The following is a 14,653-nucleotide window of genomic DNA, read 5'->3' on the forward strand; positions in this document are numbered from 1 at the left end:
CCCCTTACTTTGGGAGCCACACAGCCGCAGCGACGCGCCCAACCGGTCCACAAGGTGGTGGAAACAACATGCGACGCCCTTCCAACCAATGCACCTCGGGAGAAGACCACCCCACCTGCTGCGCGACAAAAAGCCCGCACCCAGCCCTGGACGTGCTTGGCGTGGGACTTTCGACACTCTGCCTGGTCCATTGCCTCTTGCTGCCGCTGCTCCCCCTTCTCCTTGCGATGCCCGCCTTGCCGGAGATTCACGACGAGCGAGTCCACACCGGTTTCCTGGTCGTCATCGTGCCGATCGCCCTCGTCGCCTTGTGGCGTGGTCTCAGGCACCACGGCAGGATCGCCGTCGTGGTGTGGGGCGCCCTCGGCACGGTTCTCCTGGTTCTGGGGGCGTTGGCCGAGCGCTTCGGGATGGGGCATTCCGGGACACCCACCGTTTTGGCCGAACATTTCGAGCATTTCGGGACACCCGTCGAAACGTCCCTTACCGTGCTGGGATCCGTTCTCCTTTCCGGCGCCCACCTTTTCAACCGGAGATGCATTCACCGAGCGGCGACAAGAACACTCCAAACTCCGTGAGGCCAAGCAAGTTGCCGGTCTCGAACCGGCACTCGAAGTAATGGGGAGTGCCTGGGGACATCCACAACCAGCGATTGGGGAGCAGCTATTGGGGACACCCACCAATACCAGCTATTGGGGACACCCACCAATGCCAGCTTTCCCCAAGTGTGGGCAGTTCTCGATCGGTCTCCATGATTGAAAGTCCCCTATCACTTCGCCCAGATGACGCAAGGTGTTTATCCTCAACCACTTGAATTCATTTCGACCTGTGTCTTGATGGCCCCTTGCTTCCATGGCGTGTAAAAAATATTTGACCAAAAGTCAAACATGCCATACTTTATGTCCAACAGACACGACTTCGTGTACAGACATTCAGACACGAGGAGATGGACATGTCCTACCAAGAAAAAAGCGTCGTGGCTTCACTCGCGAGCGCCCTGATCGTGTTCGCGTTCTACGCCCTCTACGTGTTCGGCATGCACCAGGAAGGTCGCCTCGTGGGCCCCGAAGCAAGCAGTCTCGTGGGCAAGAGTTCCTTTGTGTTGATGGTGACGACCATCGCGGTCACCGTGGTGGTGCAGGTCGTCCTCTCCGTCATCCACACCGCGGTGACGAGAGAGACCGAAACCATCCTTACCGACGAGCGCGAACAGCTCATCGCCCTCAAGAGCATGCAGGTCAGTTCCACGACCTTCAGTTTCGGTTTCCTGGCTGCGATGGGCATCCTGGCCATCGAGATTTGGGAACCCCACATGGTGTTCCTGCTCATCATCACCTCGATGTTCATGGGCATGATCGCGGGCTACATCGCCAAACTGATCCTATACCGTCGAGGGTACTGAGATGGCCAAATGCAGAATCCGCAACAACATCCGTAAACTGCGCTTCGAACACGACGAGATAACGCAGAAACAATTGGCCGAACAGGTCGGCGTCACGCGGCAAACCATCGTCGCCATCGAGAACGCCAAATATTCGCCCTCCCTGGAGTTGGCCTTCTTGATCGCCAACGCCTTCGACCGACCGCTTCAGGAGGTCTTCTCGTTCGAAGCGGACAGTTGAAACCCTTCAACCTGCAACAGATCGTCAAAGGTTGCCAAAGATTGCCAGGCGCATTGGGCAAGACATGGAATCAATGCGGAAAGGCTCGGTATCATGAAAGCGATTGTTCGTGAAAAATTCGGATCCTCCGACGTGCTCGAATTGAGAGAGGTCCCCCGCCCCAGCCCCAAGGCCGACGAGGTCTTGATCAAGGTCCACGTGACCCACATCAGTACCGGCGACTCGAAAGCCCGCAGCGGCAAGACTCCCTGGCCGCTCATGCGAGTGCCCGCGCGCATGATGATGGGCATCGTCAAACCCAAACAGGCCATTCTCGGCGGCGAGTTCAGCGGGCAGGTGGTCGATGTCGGCGAGCGCGTCAGCCGCTTCCAGATCGGCGACGAAGTGTTCGGCTTTACCGGCATGCAATTCGGTGCTTTTGCGGAATGGGTGGCCATGCCCGAACACGGCATGATCACCCACAAACCCGACAACGTGAGCCCCGAGAACGCGGCGGCCATCGGTCCCATCCACGTCGGCACCTCCCTGTGCTTCATGCAGAAAGCCAACATCAAGCCGGGACACAAAGTGCTGATCAACGGGGCCTCGGGCGGGTTGGGTCGGCCGGCGGTGTTGCTGGCCAAACATTTCGGCGCCGAAGTGACCGGCGTGTGCAGCACGGCCAAGATGGACATGGTTCGGGCGCTGGGAGCGGACGAGGTGATCGACTATACCCAAGAGGATTTCACCCGGAACGGCAAAAGGTACGACATCATTTTCGACATGGCGGACCTCACCCCCTTCGCCAAGTTCAAAGATTCGTTGACACCTAGCGGCATCCACATCCTCGCGATGTTCGGCCTCCGGCACCTATGGCAAATGTACCGAACGTCCGGCTCTGGTGGAAAAAGGGTCATTTGTGGCCTGGGCTCGGAAAGCCCGGAGGTACTCGATTCCATCCGCGACCTGATGGCCGGCGGCGCCCTCGTGCCGATCATCGACAAGATTTTCCCCCTGGAACGAACCGCCGAAGCCAGCCGCTACATCGACAACGGCGAACACCGGGGAAGCGTGTTGGTGTCGATCGACAACGAGATCCCGGCCGAGGCTCGAGCCCGTTCGGAACGGGAATTGGCGGCCGTCTGAAACGAAGCGTCGAGGCGAGCCCTACCCCGAAACCAAAGTCATGGCAAACGAGTTCTGGTTTTCGGCACGACCGCTACCTTTTCAGAACAAACCCCGCAACGGCAACGTTTTCCTTCTTTATCACCGGAAATCCACGAGGATGGGGCGGATATCGCCGGATCCTGCACCCCGCGGGTGAGCGGGACGATGTGCGAAAAAAAAGCGATAATGCCCTTGCGTCCCGAACCCCACCAGGTCCTCGATGAATCCACTACCAGACAGGGAGGAACCGTCTTGAAGATACGACTCGGTTTATTGTTCGCGTTCGCGATGTGGAACATGTGTAGTTGGGCGGCGCTTGCCGGCGACTCCGACGGCAAACCCGATTTAAAGGCCATCACAGACGTGGCCGCCGCAGACAAGGCCGCGATTCTGGCCGCCGTACGCGACTACCAGGAGGGCCAATTCACCTCGAACCCGGAACGTGTGAAGCGGGCACTGCACCCCAACTTGTTCAAATACCGCGTAAAACCGTTACGCAAATCCAGCCAAACGGAAACACTGGACATTCTCAACGCTCAGTGGTTGATCGCCTTTGCTGCGGAAAACGAGGCCTGGGCCAAAGGCCGGTCGGTGCGCGAGTTGAACATCGTCTACCAGGACAAGGCGATTGCCGTGGTGCACGCCGTGGCCGACGACTTCTACGACGTGTGCATGTTGGCCAAAATCAACGGTGCCTGGCGAATTACCGCGGCCGCGTGGGACTTCCACGAGGGATTCGCGGATTGGAAGCGGAAATGATCGAAACGGAGCCATCCATCAGTTGGTGCCCGTCCTGAAACGAAATCCAATTTACAACCCAAGCGGTCCGGCTGGATAGGCACGCGATCAGGCATCAGGTCTCGGCAAGATACCTGTTCATCGGTGATGTGCTGACACCTGATACCTGAGTGCTGATACCAGTTGGTGTTGGCAACCCAGCCGATTCAGAGATACCATTCCCGAAAAATCCTGTTTCTGGATGAACACCAGTTAGACCGCCGCACAAGAAGAAGCTCGGCCAGAGCCGAATAACGACAGCAAATACAGGGACACCCGTGGATTATCCTCGATGGGTGTCCCTTTTTTATGGGCAGGGGAAGAATTAAACAGGAAAATTCAAAACCTTCCTCGAAATCAACCCACTCACACAATGACGAACCAATGTAAAATTATCAAAATTTAAGCTATCAAGGAAATTCGCAACCACTACTTTCCAGTTGGCTGCGCTCCTTCAAATTTTGGATTCGTCCTTTCCCACGAACACCTTTCGTATCGTTTCAGAATGCCGAAAACCGGAGTCGCGACGCAGGCGGTTGTCGCCCGGCGTTGGCGAGCCGGCACTTAAGAATCAATGTCAAACCATATAGGTGTTTTTTGCACAAGGAGTAACGCAAATGAAGACCATGCTCCAAGTCATGTTCTCCGTTCTGTTCTTCCTGAATGTCGGTCCTGTTTGGGCCCAACCCTTTCAGTTGGACGAGTACCTGTGTTACCAGGTCGATCCCCAAAGGGTGGGCGCCAGAGTCGAGTTGTTCGGTCAATTCGACCACGACTGGCAACCGGTATACGTGTATGAGTTCTACAGATTCTGTAATCCCGCCGAAGTGAACGGCGACCCGATCAACGACAAGTTCGCCCACTTGAGCTGGTACCACTTCGATCCCATGGGGGATCCCGAGCCCAAGCGGCGCGTAGTGGTGCAAAACAAGTTCGGGACCTTCGACCTGACGATCGGCGAATCGTTTTGGTTGTTGGTACCCACCGAGAAGATCGAGCCGGGCAGTGAGTTCCCCCATCGTTTGGATCACTACAAGGTCTACGAGGTGTTGCAGGGAGAGCGGGTGAACAAGGACGTGTTCATCCGCGACCAGTTCACTTCCGAAGGAAACGTGGCGATGCGGCCACGCTACTTTGCGGTTCCGGTGGAAAAGCTGCACGACGACAAGCATTTCCCGATCAACAACCCAAAGGACCATATCGTCTTCTACGACAAGGATCCCATCACCCGCAATTTTTATCGACCCACGGTGGACCAGTTCGGTCGCAAGCCGATGAAGACGCGCGTGAGTGAACTGTTGGGCTGCGCATCCGCCAAGTTGTTCTGGGAAGCGTACTGAACCCGGCACGCATGAAACGCTGAAGCGGACGGCGGGGGTCGCGAACGATCCTAAAGATCTCCTGCCGTCCTTTTTGCGCCGTCGCCACCCGGTTTACCACAGCCCCCGGAGGTCTCGACCTCACCGTTTGGAAAACAGCAGGGTCCGCTTGTCTCCACGCACCCGCACAATGCGAAACTGCGTCGGGTTGGCGATATGGCGTTCGAAAACGACCAACGTTTTGCCGCGGGACGCAACGGCCGCGGGCCGCCAGCCTTTCGGTGTCGAAACGGGCAGCGACTCGCCCGGATTCCATCGCATCAAGCGCGGTTCTGCGCCTGCGAACGCAAAAAACCCCATTTTGCCGTCCCAGGTCAAGTCGCGCAGGTTTCCGCGCGGGGAATCCTCGATCCGCCAGGGAAGCGTGCGTACGCCACCGTCGGCTTTCAAAAGGCGAAGGCGATCCCCGTCCAAAAAGTGAAGCGAGCCCTTGCCGTCCCAGGACATTCCGGCGACCTTCCCGATGCGGGCCTGCTTGCCCTTGCCGTCGCGCGTCGCCGGAGCCTTTGCCGCGAGAGGGCCGCCACCGCGATCGCCGGCAAATACTTCCATCGTCTTGCCGGGTTCCCCCCGCATGATGACCGATCCGAAACTCAGGAAGAAACGCTTTTCTCGGTCGACCGCAAACCATTCGAAGGGACCCAAACGCCGCCAGGTGGGCCAAACCGTCTCGAGCACCGGCGCGGCATCGCCTCGGTCGACGCGCCAAATCAACACTTCATACTCGCCCCATCGACGGTAGTCGCGGGTCTCGGCACCGTACAGGACGCCGTCCGGATCATGGCCGAACACGATGCGCTCCGCCTTGGTTTTCAGGGGAAGCCGGTGGGCCTGCCGGGTGGCATCCAGGTAGTACAGAACGGCGTGGCCGGAGGAGTCCCCGATCGTGAAGAAAAGCCGACCGAGTTGGTCGTAGGCCATGTCGACATGGGGTTCGACAGCCGCTCCTGGCAGCAGGCCGACAAAAAACAACAGGGTGGGAAGATACACCGAACACCCTCCCGCCACCGCAAAGCGGCGAAAAACCGAAGCAGACGTGCGCCAAGCATACCAGATTGCGTGGACCGGAAATCGGGAGAAGCGGGCCTGCACTCGTCTTCCGAGCTTTGGAAAACGGAGTCGTTACTCAGGCCGGGGGCCTAGGTTTCAAGTGGGTAGCTAATCGAAGCGAATCGCTTGGGAGTTCCCGCATTTACGCGAGGGGCATCGTCGCAGTAGATGCCGGGCCCGCCCAGGGCTTGAGTTCTCAGGTCTAAACCACTTGATTTGATCAGCTTGCCATTCTCTCCGTTTCACTTTCCGCCCTATTTCCGACAGAACAGTGCGTTACCAAGCTTTTACAAAAGACAGGCTGGTTTTTACAAAGGGAGTTGGTTTTGGTGGCTGGGTCAATTTTTTGGCCTTTGCCCTCAAAAAAAAAGAAAAAGCCCCCTCTGGGGGAGCTTTTGATAAAAGACGATGGAATGTTGGAACTGTTGGGGATTAGGGACGAACCTGAGCGAGAGAGTGGTTGACTTTCGTTTGCAACTCGCGCTTGAGCATGGGCTCCAACTGCTCATGTTCGGCAATCCACTTCTCGATATCGGAGGGTTTGTAGAAAATGCGTCCGTTGCGGCCTCCACCAAATTTGTAGTACGTCGGCCCCCTTTCGAGATAACGCATGTTGCGCAGCTTGCGGACATCGAGGAACGGCCAGCGCTTTGATACTTGCCTCTCGGTCAATAGTTCGTCTTGGCTGGTGTTGGCTCTTTGGAATTGTTCAAGAGTGGTGTCGATGAGTGCATCGAGTTCTTCCGGGGTGGAGAGGATGCGGGCTTTGAGGATGGCATTGACCATGATGTTCTTGAGGACGTAATTTGTTTCTATTTTCATTTTTCCGGCTCCTTCTTCAGCGACATTTGTGGTTGCAGGAAAGTAAACCTTGCAGAGCGGCGGTTCGAATCGGGGAATGGTGGTTTGGGTTCAGTCAGCTGGGATCGATTTAGGCCAATCACTTGTGGTGTTGGTATTTGAAAGTCCCCAGATCTAGAACTGTCGGGCGCCTGAAATAGAGGCGGTCCCAGGATTAAACCGGTGCCACGTTGACCACTGCGGGAAGTCACCAACACTTCGACTTGGAACGGGGGAATCGGGAGGCATCACTCAGACGACTTCATTTTGGTCTTGTGGCCTTTTGTTCGCTCTTCGTTGACGTTGACCCAATACATAGGCTGTTCCGGCCGACGTTCACGCACAAAACGTTTCTCCCGGCGGGTCGCCCGTTTCAGGCGGCGGACACATTCCGGCTGCTCGTACCAAGGGGTTGTTTCCAGTAATACCGGCGGGGAATTTCGAGCCACGAGTAACGCTTTCCGTTCGTCCAGGGCGCGAACTTCCGCAGCACTCAGTAGTGGTACTTCGTAGACCGGATCCAAAGGGCTACGCCAGAAGGCCTCCCCTCGGCGCCTGCCGATGATGCGTTCAACATAATCGGCCGTCTCTGCCTCGGCTGTTCCAAAAATCTTGGTACCGATGCCGCCCTGTAGGATTGTTTTGGCTTGGGAAGCTCCGTAGCGGTCCTCAAGCTGAGAGAGCGACTGCAAGAGAATCGATATCGACACGCGATAGGCCCTAATGGTCGTGAGGGTCGATCCGAAGTTGGGCAAGCTCATATTCCCGAATTCATCGAGGAAACAGTACACGTTCAATTCTTTTTTGCTTGGCAGACGTTGCATCAGAGCGTCAAAAAGTTGGCTCACAAACAAGTCCACCATAAGTTGATACTCACTCGAGTTTGGAGGGATGCACAAAAACACAGCGGTTTTCTCGGTTCGCAACGTTCGGAAATCAACGTCGTTGCTTCCAAGCAGCCGGGCGAAATCGACATCGGCCATCCCTCGAAGTGCGTTGCCGGCAACGGTTACAAAGGTCTGGATACTGCGAGCGTTTCCCTCCACGAACCCGAGATACCGGTTGAACAGGTGATCCTCGCGGTTACCTTGGTTGCAGGTCCTAACCATGAACGAATCAAGGGGGCGTCCGTCACCCCCAAAGTTCAACAACAGCCGATAGACGTTGTGAAGCCCTGAGCATCTCGATCCCCTCCGGATCAGGGCTTCGGCCAAAATGGAGAATATCTCCACTGCGCCGGCTATCCAGAATTTTTCTTCTTCTCTTGAGCTGTCCTTCCAGCCCATGATGACGGCAGCCATTCGGTTGAGGTCTCGACTGGAACGGATATGCGCGAAGGGGTTGTAGCGGTCGCTTGCATCCACATTGGCGGGATTCAATACCACCACGTGGAATCCACGTTGACGCAGGTACCCACCAATCAGGGCGTGAATCTCCCCCTTGGGGTCGGTTACTACGAGGCTGCAAAGGGATCGAGCTAACCGATACAGGTTCGGGATGACAAAAGAAGTTGTCTTGCCCCACCCGGTTCCAGCGATCAATGCACAGTGATTGAAGCAGGATTTTTCGCTCAGTCGCAGCTTGTACCCATCCACCACAAGTCCTCTGTGCCTGTGGGATAAAAGATGGCGCGCCTGCCAGGGCCTGAGAAGCTTTCCGCCCTTACGATTCGTCAAGACGTATCCCACCCCGAACTTCGCGGCACTTTTCACCGCATTCCAAAGCATCTTTTGCTCCTTCTTCTGTTCCTCTACCGGGAAGGATTGGAGCGGCCGACCGGCATGAGAGGGCACATCCAACACCATTGTGGACCAATGAGTTGGCGATTCTTAGAGGCTGGTCGACCCTCTTCAATAGCTTCTCCGGGCAAAGGTGGACGTGCTTTACTGAAGGCTAGGGAGTGGGATCCCATTCCCGGAGATAATCCGGAGAGTCGCGCGTTTTGCGTCGTTGCATCCGGGGGTCGCGTATGGGCTTTTCGATTTTGGCTTGTCTGGGTTTAGTTGCACTCGCTCCGCACCAGGGCTTTGGATCAGAATCCAGATCAGAGAGGTCTTCGAAGCGATCCAGCCAGCGGTTCGGGGAATAACGGCTTCCCGAGACACGGTATACGGCTTCGGCCTGAGGATCATGGGTATCGTATACTTCCGGATCGCGATAGTATTCGTTTTCGGGGTCTTTGGTATTCATGCGCTTCTCCCTTTCTCTTTGTGATTGCATGTGGGCGTCCGCTACGTCGAAGCGACCATCCGGTTCCTGTTGGTCTTCCAGAGCCTTTTCGAATCGAACCCAAAACTGATGCTCGTTCATGGATCGCACCTATTACCGATCCGGCTCAAGGGAGTCCTCGTGTCCACGGGAGCATTCACGCATGCGACGATCCAATGCCCGTAGGTGATCGACGGATCGTGCATGGTGTGTTTGGAGAGTTTGGCTGAGCTCTTCTCTCCAAGACCGCAACCGCTCTTCGTACTGGGCAATCGGGTCGTTGACACGCACGGGTTCTCGGATGGGAGCGGTGCCGGTTTCCATGCGATCGAAACGAAAATTGTTGAGTTGGTCGGTCATCTAGCCCTCCTTCTTGTGGGGTTATCGTTCGAGGTCAAAAAAGCGATCTTGTTCTTTCTCCAGTTCCTTTTTCCGTTGCTTCTGCCGGTCACGCATGGCGCAAAGCTCCTCCCACCGCTGCTTTTCGAGCTTGGATTGGAGGTCCTTGGAGAGATCCCGATTTTGGTTGGATCGAAAACGATCGCGCATGGAGCCTCCCTGCAGGCTGGTATCGGAGCCTGTTAAGTTGCCGAATTCTTTGATGTCGGACGAACCGGGGTTGGATCGATCACTGTCTGCTGACGGCCCGTTTCGCCAAAATTCCTGTCTTTTGGCAAACGCCGCTTCGACTTCCAAGGTCCCAAAGGTGTACTTGCGGCCATCTTCGAGACAGCGCACGCCGGTGTGCTTGCGCCTGTGATACAAAGCGAACCCTTCTTGCGAAAGGGCGGCGTCAAGTTGTTCTCGAGAGCCAGCCACCTCCAAAGCCTCGAGGACGACCTCCTGGACGAGGCGCTTCCGGGACTTGCGTCCAGTTCGACGCTCGTATTGACGGGCATGGTGTTTTATGCGCCCCCTTGCCCGATTCTTTCCAACTCCTGGCTTGGTGAAAATCGCAGGTTGGTCCAGCTCCGGATACCGTTGCAACACATAGGCTTCCATCGAACGCTGTATCTGACCGAAGTCCTTGCGAGACAGCCAGTGCCGCCGGGACTTTCCAACCTCATTGGCGCTGACGACCAAATGAAAATGGATGTGTGGATTGTCCGGGTCAAACTGGTGTTCAGTATGGAGACGACCATACACCAGGCAGCCGGGGGCGCGCATGCGTATGTAATCGCCGACCAGGTCATGCAACATCCGGTATTGCTGCTCCAAGGGGATGGCGTTGCTTACCCGCAGGCTGACCACTTCGTGGTAGAGCCGGTTGCCATTGCGACGACGCTTGACCAGGCGCGAATTTTCCTCGAATTCCACGGTCATCGCCGCGTGATCGCTCCCGAACAGGTTCCATACATACATATAGGGCTTTTGACGAGAGGAGGACGCACCCCGATCGATGTACGTGATGAGCTCTCCGAATGAAGCGGTCTTGCGGGACATTGAGTGAATGATCATGAGGGCTTCTCCGCCAGCGCTCGCAGTTCGTCCATCAGATTCTTGAGAAGGGCAAATACCCGGCCGTCATCGACGACGTAGGCCACCTGCGGAGCGTGTTGCGCTATCTCCCGAATGGCGTTGACAACCTCCCGAACAGCGGTATTGAGACGGACCCACTCTGCCACCACTTCTGGAGGAGTCTCCCGACGATGTGCCATTTCTTTGGCCGCAGCCGTACGAATGAACTCAGAAATCGACATCTTGCGCTGCTTGGCTGCCCGCGCGAGGTTCGTGAATTCACCACGGGCGAACACGACGTTGACCTGCTTGTTGAGGCGTCGGTATCGGCGACGATACCCGGCCATATATGCGCGGCGTTGTTCGTTCACGGCGTCCTTCCTTATCTCCTTGAGTCCGATGGGTTTTGGGACATGAGAAGGCGTGGTTCTGGGTTAGCGTTCTGGTTCACGATCCGGCCCGCTGTCATATTGAAAAAAGGTTATCCTCTCTCGCGGACGCGCCGGATCCCGCGGGAAGAATTGCGGTTCTGACTTGGTGGAGCCCTTACCTTTGCTCCGCTCTTGTTTTCCGGCTCGTTCGCCTTTCGTTTTGTTTCGGTCTTTGCATTGCGGCCTGTGCTTGCACCAGAACCAGGGCTTTTTTTGTTTTGGAGTTGGACCGGTAACGAGCAGGGAGAGCAGTCCCTGAATTTCTTCTCCGATGGTGTGGTTCAGATCATACAAAGCGTCGCGTATCCTCTCTTTCGCATTGGCTGAATGATCGTCGGACATACTTCCTCCTTGTTCCGAAGCCAGCAATTAATGGCGAAATCCGCTCGATTGAAGCGCTTGACTGTAGGCCACTGATAGGCGGCGAAACTCTTCGGCAGCTGCGGCCTGTAGCCGAGGGGAAAGGTGGCTGACGCGATCTGGATGACAGTGCCCGGCGCGGCGCTTGTAGGCGCGTTTGATTTCGTCCGGTGTGGCGTCCAGTGATACGCCCAAAATCTGATAGGGGTCATCTTTGTGGACTCGGTTGTCCCGACCAGTCCGGGAAGTGGTGTTCTCAAATGGCGAATCTTCCTGAGACTGCTCAGAATGGCCGGAGCCGGGATTGTATTGTGCCTGGCCAAAGGCGGGAGCATGGGGGGTCTGGGTCTTCCCATCGGTGATGGTGATTATCGACGCAAAGAATCTCCAGATTGCTCGAGCAATCGAAACCACGAAGCGCCGAAACCCGACAAGGGCCATCCCAATCCATGCCACCGGCCACCAACAAGCGCGGATCAAACATTGAAGGACAGCTCCCATCCCCCCGGTCTGCTCCCGCAACTCGAACCATCGATCCTCCGTCCCGTACGACAATGCCATCAGCATGTCCCGGAGGGCCCAGATTACGCCCGCTGCAGTTGCGAGCATCCACCATCCCGTCGGCATCTCGCCGGTCTCCAGCTTTTGTAGGAAGGGGAGCACGAACACAAACAAAAAACAGAGACGAAGGAGGGTGAATCGCAATACCCTCCAAAGGAGTCCGCCGACGTAGCCGAGAATGAAGAAGAAGGCGTAGACAGCCAACACATCCGTTAACATGACTCCTCCCTGGAGTTTAGCGGGGTGATCGGAACGGTCCCGGAAGGAATTGGCCCGAAGCACCAGGACGCATCAACGAACATTGCGTCCGACGATTGCGGCAGGATCAATCGTTACCCACGCGGAATGATCGGGTGTGTTCCTTCCTCTCGCACCACTCCCAGATCCTGGCGGAAGTGAAAAAGATCTAAAGTAGATTGTGGAGCCAAAACGAATGCGGATCTCGGCTTGGATCGGATCAGAAGTTGGGCCCGCAAAATGGTTGATGGCGATCGGCTGAAACCCTTCAATGGTCATGGGACTGTGGTAGGACACTGTCTCAAACCCGCGTTCCCCAAAACGTCCCGGAGGAGAGACCAGGTCGCGGTGAAAGGTACCCGCTTGCGTGGCCCGATTGCGGAAGCTCAGCTCGCCGTCGTCATCGCTGTGGGTCACATATATGTCGAGGTCTACCGAACCGGTTGAGGACCAGGCAATACCGATTTCCACCGGCTGCGGCTGCCCACTCGGTGATGGCGGAGGTGGATTCTCTGTGACCGGCTGCCACAGGGCTTCTTGCTGTCGGGTCGCTTCCTCGGCCATTGCCGGCGTTTCCATCACGATCGAATCCATTTTGTCGACGCTGGTATCGACCTCAAAGGTGACGGCCGGGTAGTACGCAGATTTCAAGCGAGATAGGTGATCGAGGTTGTTCTTGACCCCGACAAATTTGCCGCCACAAGCGGCAACAAACAGTCCCCAAAAGCGATTGACACCCGCAAGATGGGTATCGATCGCATATTCACAGAAAACCCGTTCGGTGGAGATGATGTGGACGGTGACTCCGGCAAGTGTTCCGGCGCGATTTTTCACTTGGTAGATGGATTCTTGGTCCGACAGGTGGGCATCATTCGGATAGCGGCACGGAGCCATGGAGAAGACGGGGTTGGGGTCGAGTACCAGCGGAAAGCCCACAAAAACGAAGTGAATGTTTTTGCCGGGGAATTCTGCCCGTCGCGTCGAAAGAGCATCGAGCGATCGCAGAAGGTGGGGGGCTTGGTATGATTCAGATTGCTCAGCAGCGAGCGCCCGCAGGAATCTTCCCAAGCTGGAGAACTCTGCGCGGTACTTGGCAGGGATCATCTTCCGGCGCAAAGCGGGAGACTTCGCCCCGACCTGTTCATCAATTACGAAGGTGGCGACCCGGTTGCGGCTCAGCCCCTCAGTAATGATGAGAACGTCTCCGGTTGTAAATGTCTCAAACAGCCAGTGACCCACCAGTCGCTCGACGGCTCGCGCATCAACCGGTGGAGCGAGTGAAAGCTCAACGAGGTCGGTTTTTTCGTTCCCAAAAGAGACGAAGGTTAAAGCCATCAATACCAAGGTGCTCATGATTCACTCCTTATTCAGATCTTTCAACAGGTTGTTTTTCTGTGCGTTGGCGGCTTGTGTGAGTCGCCGGCAGAAGTCGGCGACTGCTTGGGATACAAAGGTGTCTGCCGAGCGAGCTTGCGTTGAGAGATACCGGTCGATCTGGGTAAGCTTGGCTTCTATCGCGATGTGCTCCTCCTCCAAGCCATCACGTTCGCGTTCCAAACCTGCTCGATGAGGATTGCGAACGTGAATAACCGTTTGGTGGTGCCGGCCACGTGAGTGCCAGAGTGAATCCATAGACAACCAAAGGATTCCGGAGAGGAGCCACTCCCACAGTATTTGTAGCGACAGCGTCAGCCGCGGGAGGAACATCCCCGAACCCGGGTCATCAAATAGTCCGGAAGCGGAAGTGTCAGCCATGTTTGCCCAGACAAAACAGAACACAAAGGGAATAAACAGGAGGAAAAAGCCCCCGAACAGGGCTGCGAGCAACTGGCTTTTGGCTTTGGTGGTTTTAAGATGTCCGTGCAAGGCCTTGATCGCAAAGGAACTTAGAACCATCGCCAAGCCGTACACCAAAGAACCGAAAATGGCGGTGAGGTTATCGTCCATGTACGCGAGATTATTCGCCCTTAGGAACAGCGAGACATTGGTGATTCCATAGGCTTGTAACACGCAAAATACCAGCACGTTGAAAAGGAACTGGGCGCGCGAAAGAGCATCCCAGTTGTAGGTGGCTCGTTCAACAACGCGATCGATGGTTTCCGGATTCTGATTGATGAGCGATTGGACGTGTCGGATTTTGTCTTCGGTGAGGGTTTTCTGGTTCGCGAGCCGAGATCTTTCCCCTTGCCAGCGAATAACGTCCGGTTCTTGTTGGTTAGCGATTATCCGACGGTGCTGGCTCTCCACCCGCGCCAGCCCTTCACTTGTTGAGAGGGCGCCCGACACGACTGCATCCACAACGTCTTCGATATACACATCATCTTGAATCGGGAACCCGGTTGCTTTGGATGGCCGGTCAGGATTGGATGGGGACAGCCCTTCGAGATTACGAAGGAAGTCTTCTGTTGAATTAGAAGTCAGTTGTTTCATGCGACCGCTCCTTGAACCGGCCGCACGCACCTATGTCGGCTGTGGATGGACCGGGCCAGTGCATGCCTCGAAAATGTTCTGATAAAAGCTCGTTGTCTCGGTGTTGATTGGGTAGGCGGGTCGACCAAACTGATCAGGTCCAATGGATCGATTG

At 56.1% G+C, this 14,653-nt stretch carries 16 protein-coding genes; 6 read left to right on the forward strand and 10 right to left on the reverse strand.

Features of this window, described 5'->3' with window-relative positions:
- The first annotated feature begins 68 nt into the window (after window positions 1-68).
- The 6 genes from J3U87_RS34215 to J3U87_RS34240 all read left to right on the forward strand — a co-directional run bounded on the left by J3U87_RS34215 (window position 69) and on the right by J3U87_RS34240 (window position 4,885).
- Window positions 69-578, forward strand: a complete 510-nt coding sequence (locus tag J3U87_RS34215) for a MerC domain-containing protein (protein ID WP_237380579.1) — start codon at window positions 69-71, stop codon at window positions 576-578.
- 374 nt (window positions 579-952) lie between these two features.
- Complete coding sequence (locus tag J3U87_RS34220; protein WP_237380581.1) at window positions 953-1,402, forward strand: hypothetical protein; 450 nt, start codon at window positions 953-955, stop codon at window positions 1,400-1,402.
- Window position 1,403: 1 nt separating this feature from the next.
- Window positions 1,404-1,622, forward strand: coding sequence for a helix-turn-helix transcriptional regulator (locus J3U87_RS34225; RefSeq protein WP_237380583.1), 219 nt, complete (start codon window positions 1,404-1,406; stop codon window positions 1,620-1,622).
- A gap of 93 nt (window positions 1,623-1,715) precedes the next feature.
- Window positions 1,716-2,747 carry an NAD(P)-dependent alcohol dehydrogenase gene (locus tag J3U87_RS34230; protein WP_237380584.1) on the forward strand — a complete coding sequence of 344 codons (1,032 nt, stop codon included), beginning with the start codon at window positions 1,716-1,718 and terminating at the stop codon, window positions 2,745-2,747.
- A gap of 273 nt (window positions 2,748-3,020) precedes the next feature.
- Window positions 3,021-3,527 carry a nuclear transport factor 2 family protein gene (locus J3U87_RS34235; RefSeq protein ID WP_237380586.1) on the forward strand — a complete coding sequence of 169 codons (507 nt, stop codon included), beginning with the start codon at window positions 3,021-3,023 and terminating at the stop codon, window positions 3,525-3,527.
- A gap of 635 nt (window positions 3,528-4,162) precedes the next feature.
- On the forward strand, window positions 4,163-4,885 hold the full coding sequence (locus J3U87_RS34240) for a DUF7450 family protein (RefSeq protein ID WP_237380588.1): 723 nt from the start codon (window positions 4,163-4,165) through the stop codon (window positions 4,883-4,885).
- A 120-nt stretch (window positions 4,886-5,005) separates the two neighbouring features.
- Here the strand turns inward: J3U87_RS34240 and J3U87_RS34245 are convergent, their stop codons facing one another.
- The 10 genes from J3U87_RS34245 to J3U87_RS34290 form a co-directional block, all read right to left on the reverse strand.
- Window positions 5,006-5,914: an SMP-30/gluconolactonase/LRE family protein gene (locus J3U87_RS34245; RefSeq protein WP_237380589.1), complete on the reverse strand. Its 909-nt coding sequence runs from the start codon at window positions 5,912-5,914 to the stop codon at window positions 5,006-5,008.
- Window positions 5,915-6,406: 492 nt separating this feature from the next.
- The gene (locus tag J3U87_RS34250) at window positions 6,407-6,796 is read right to left on the reverse strand and encodes a hypothetical protein (protein ID WP_237380591.1); all 390 of its coding nucleotides are present in this window, start codon (window positions 6,794-6,796) and stop codon (window positions 6,407-6,409) included.
- A gap of 266 nt (window positions 6,797-7,062) precedes the next feature.
- Entirely contained in the window at window positions 7,063-8,541 is a 1,479-nt protein-coding gene (locus J3U87_RS34255; RefSeq protein ID WP_237380593.1) for a type IV secretory system conjugative DNA transfer family protein, read from the reverse strand.
- A gap of 166 nt (window positions 8,542-8,707) precedes the next feature.
- Window positions 8,708-9,124, reverse strand: a complete 417-nt coding sequence (locus J3U87_RS34260; protein ID WP_237380595.1) for a hypothetical protein — start codon at window positions 9,122-9,124, stop codon at window positions 8,708-8,710.
- A 279-nt stretch (window positions 9,125-9,403) separates the two neighbouring features.
- Complete coding sequence (locus J3U87_RS34265) at window positions 9,404-10,480, reverse strand: relaxase/mobilization nuclease domain-containing protein (RefSeq protein WP_237380597.1); 1,077 nt, start codon at window positions 10,478-10,480, stop codon at window positions 9,404-9,406.
- A complete protein-coding gene (locus J3U87_RS34270; RefSeq protein WP_237380599.1) occupies window positions 10,477-10,851 on the reverse strand; it encodes a hypothetical protein in 375 nt (124 codons plus the stop codon). The genes J3U87_RS34265 and J3U87_RS34270 overlap by 4 nt, the downstream gene beginning before the upstream one ends.
- A 63-nt stretch (window positions 10,852-10,914) precedes the next feature.
- A complete protein-coding gene (locus J3U87_RS34275) occupies window positions 10,915-11,253 on the reverse strand; it encodes a hypothetical protein (RefSeq protein ID WP_237380601.1) in 339 nt (112 codons plus the stop codon).
- A 27-nt stretch (window positions 11,254-11,280) separates the two neighbouring features.
- Window positions 11,281-12,051 (reverse strand): J domain-containing protein, encoded by a 771-nt coding sequence (locus J3U87_RS34280; RefSeq protein WP_237380602.1) that lies wholly within the window; start codon window positions 12,049-12,051, stop codon window positions 11,281-11,283.
- A 72-nt stretch (window positions 12,052-12,123) separates the two neighbouring features.
- Window positions 12,124-13,422 (reverse strand): hypothetical protein, encoded by a 1,299-nt coding sequence (locus J3U87_RS34285; RefSeq protein ID WP_237380604.1) that lies wholly within the window; start codon window positions 13,420-13,422, stop codon window positions 12,124-12,126.
- Between the two features lie 3 nt (window positions 13,423-13,425).
- Window positions 13,426-14,499 carry a hypothetical protein gene (locus J3U87_RS34290; RefSeq protein ID WP_237380606.1) on the reverse strand — a complete coding sequence of 358 codons (1,074 nt, stop codon included), beginning with the start codon at window positions 14,497-14,499 and terminating at the stop codon, window positions 13,426-13,428.
- Window positions 14,500-14,653: the final 154 nt, after the last annotated feature.

This window comes from Sulfidibacter corallicola, from assembly GCF_017498545.1.
Lineage (GTDB): Bacteria > Acidobacteriota > Holophagae > Acanthopleuribacterales > Acanthopleuribacteraceae > Sulfidibacter > Sulfidibacter corallicola.

What these genes read in the sequence shown, in the direction of transcription:
- J3U87_RS34285 (WP_237380604.1), bottom strand. Translation starts at nt 13,422, where the DNA reads ATGAGCACCTTGGTATTGATGGCTTTAACCTTCGTCTCTTTTGGGAAC.
- J3U87_RS34275 (WP_237380601.1), bottom strand. Translation starts at nt 11,253, where the DNA reads ATGTCCGACGATCATTCAGCCAATGCGAAAGAGAGGATACGCGACGCT.
- J3U87_RS34255 (WP_237380593.1), bottom strand. Translation starts at nt 8,541, where the DNA reads ATGCTTTGGAATGCGGTGAAAAGTGCCGCGAAGTTCGGGGTGGGATAC.
- J3U87_RS34220 (WP_237380581.1), top strand. Translation starts at nt 953, where the DNA reads ATGTCCTACCAAGAAAAAAGCGTCGTGGCTTCACTCGCGAGCGCCCTG.
- J3U87_RS34240 (WP_237380588.1), top strand. Translation starts at nt 4,163, where the DNA reads ATGAAGACCATGCTCCAAGTCATGTTCTCCGTTCTGTTCTTCCTGAAT.
- J3U87_RS34225 (WP_237380583.1), top strand. Translation starts at nt 1,404, where the DNA reads ATGGCCAAATGCAGAATCCGCAACAACATCCGTAAACTGCGCTTCGAA.
- J3U87_RS34265 (WP_237380597.1), bottom strand. Translation starts at nt 10,480, where the DNA reads ATGATCATTCACTCAATGTCCCGCAAGACCGCTTCATTCGGAGAGCTC.
- J3U87_RS34250 (WP_237380591.1), bottom strand. Translation starts at nt 6,796, where the DNA reads ATGAAAATAGAAACAAATTACGTCCTCAAGAACATCATGGTCAATGCC.
- J3U87_RS34230 (WP_237380584.1), top strand. Translation starts at nt 1,716, where the DNA reads ATGAAAGCGATTGTTCGTGAAAAATTCGGATCCTCCGACGTGCTCGAA.
- J3U87_RS34290 (WP_237380606.1), bottom strand. Translation starts at nt 14,499, where the DNA reads ATGAAACAACTGACTTCTAATTCAACAGAAGACTTCCTTCGTAATCTC.
- J3U87_RS34280 (WP_237380602.1), bottom strand. Translation starts at nt 12,051, where the DNA reads ATGTTAACGGATGTGTTGGCTGTCTACGCCTTCTTCTTCATTCTCGGC.
- J3U87_RS34215 (WP_237380579.1), top strand. Translation starts at nt 69, where the DNA reads ATGCGACGCCCTTCCAACCAATGCACCTCGGGAGAAGACCACCCCACC.
- J3U87_RS34260 (WP_237380595.1), bottom strand. Translation starts at nt 9,124, where the DNA reads ATGAACGAGCATCAGTTTTGGGTTCGATTCGAAAAGGCTCTGGAAGAC.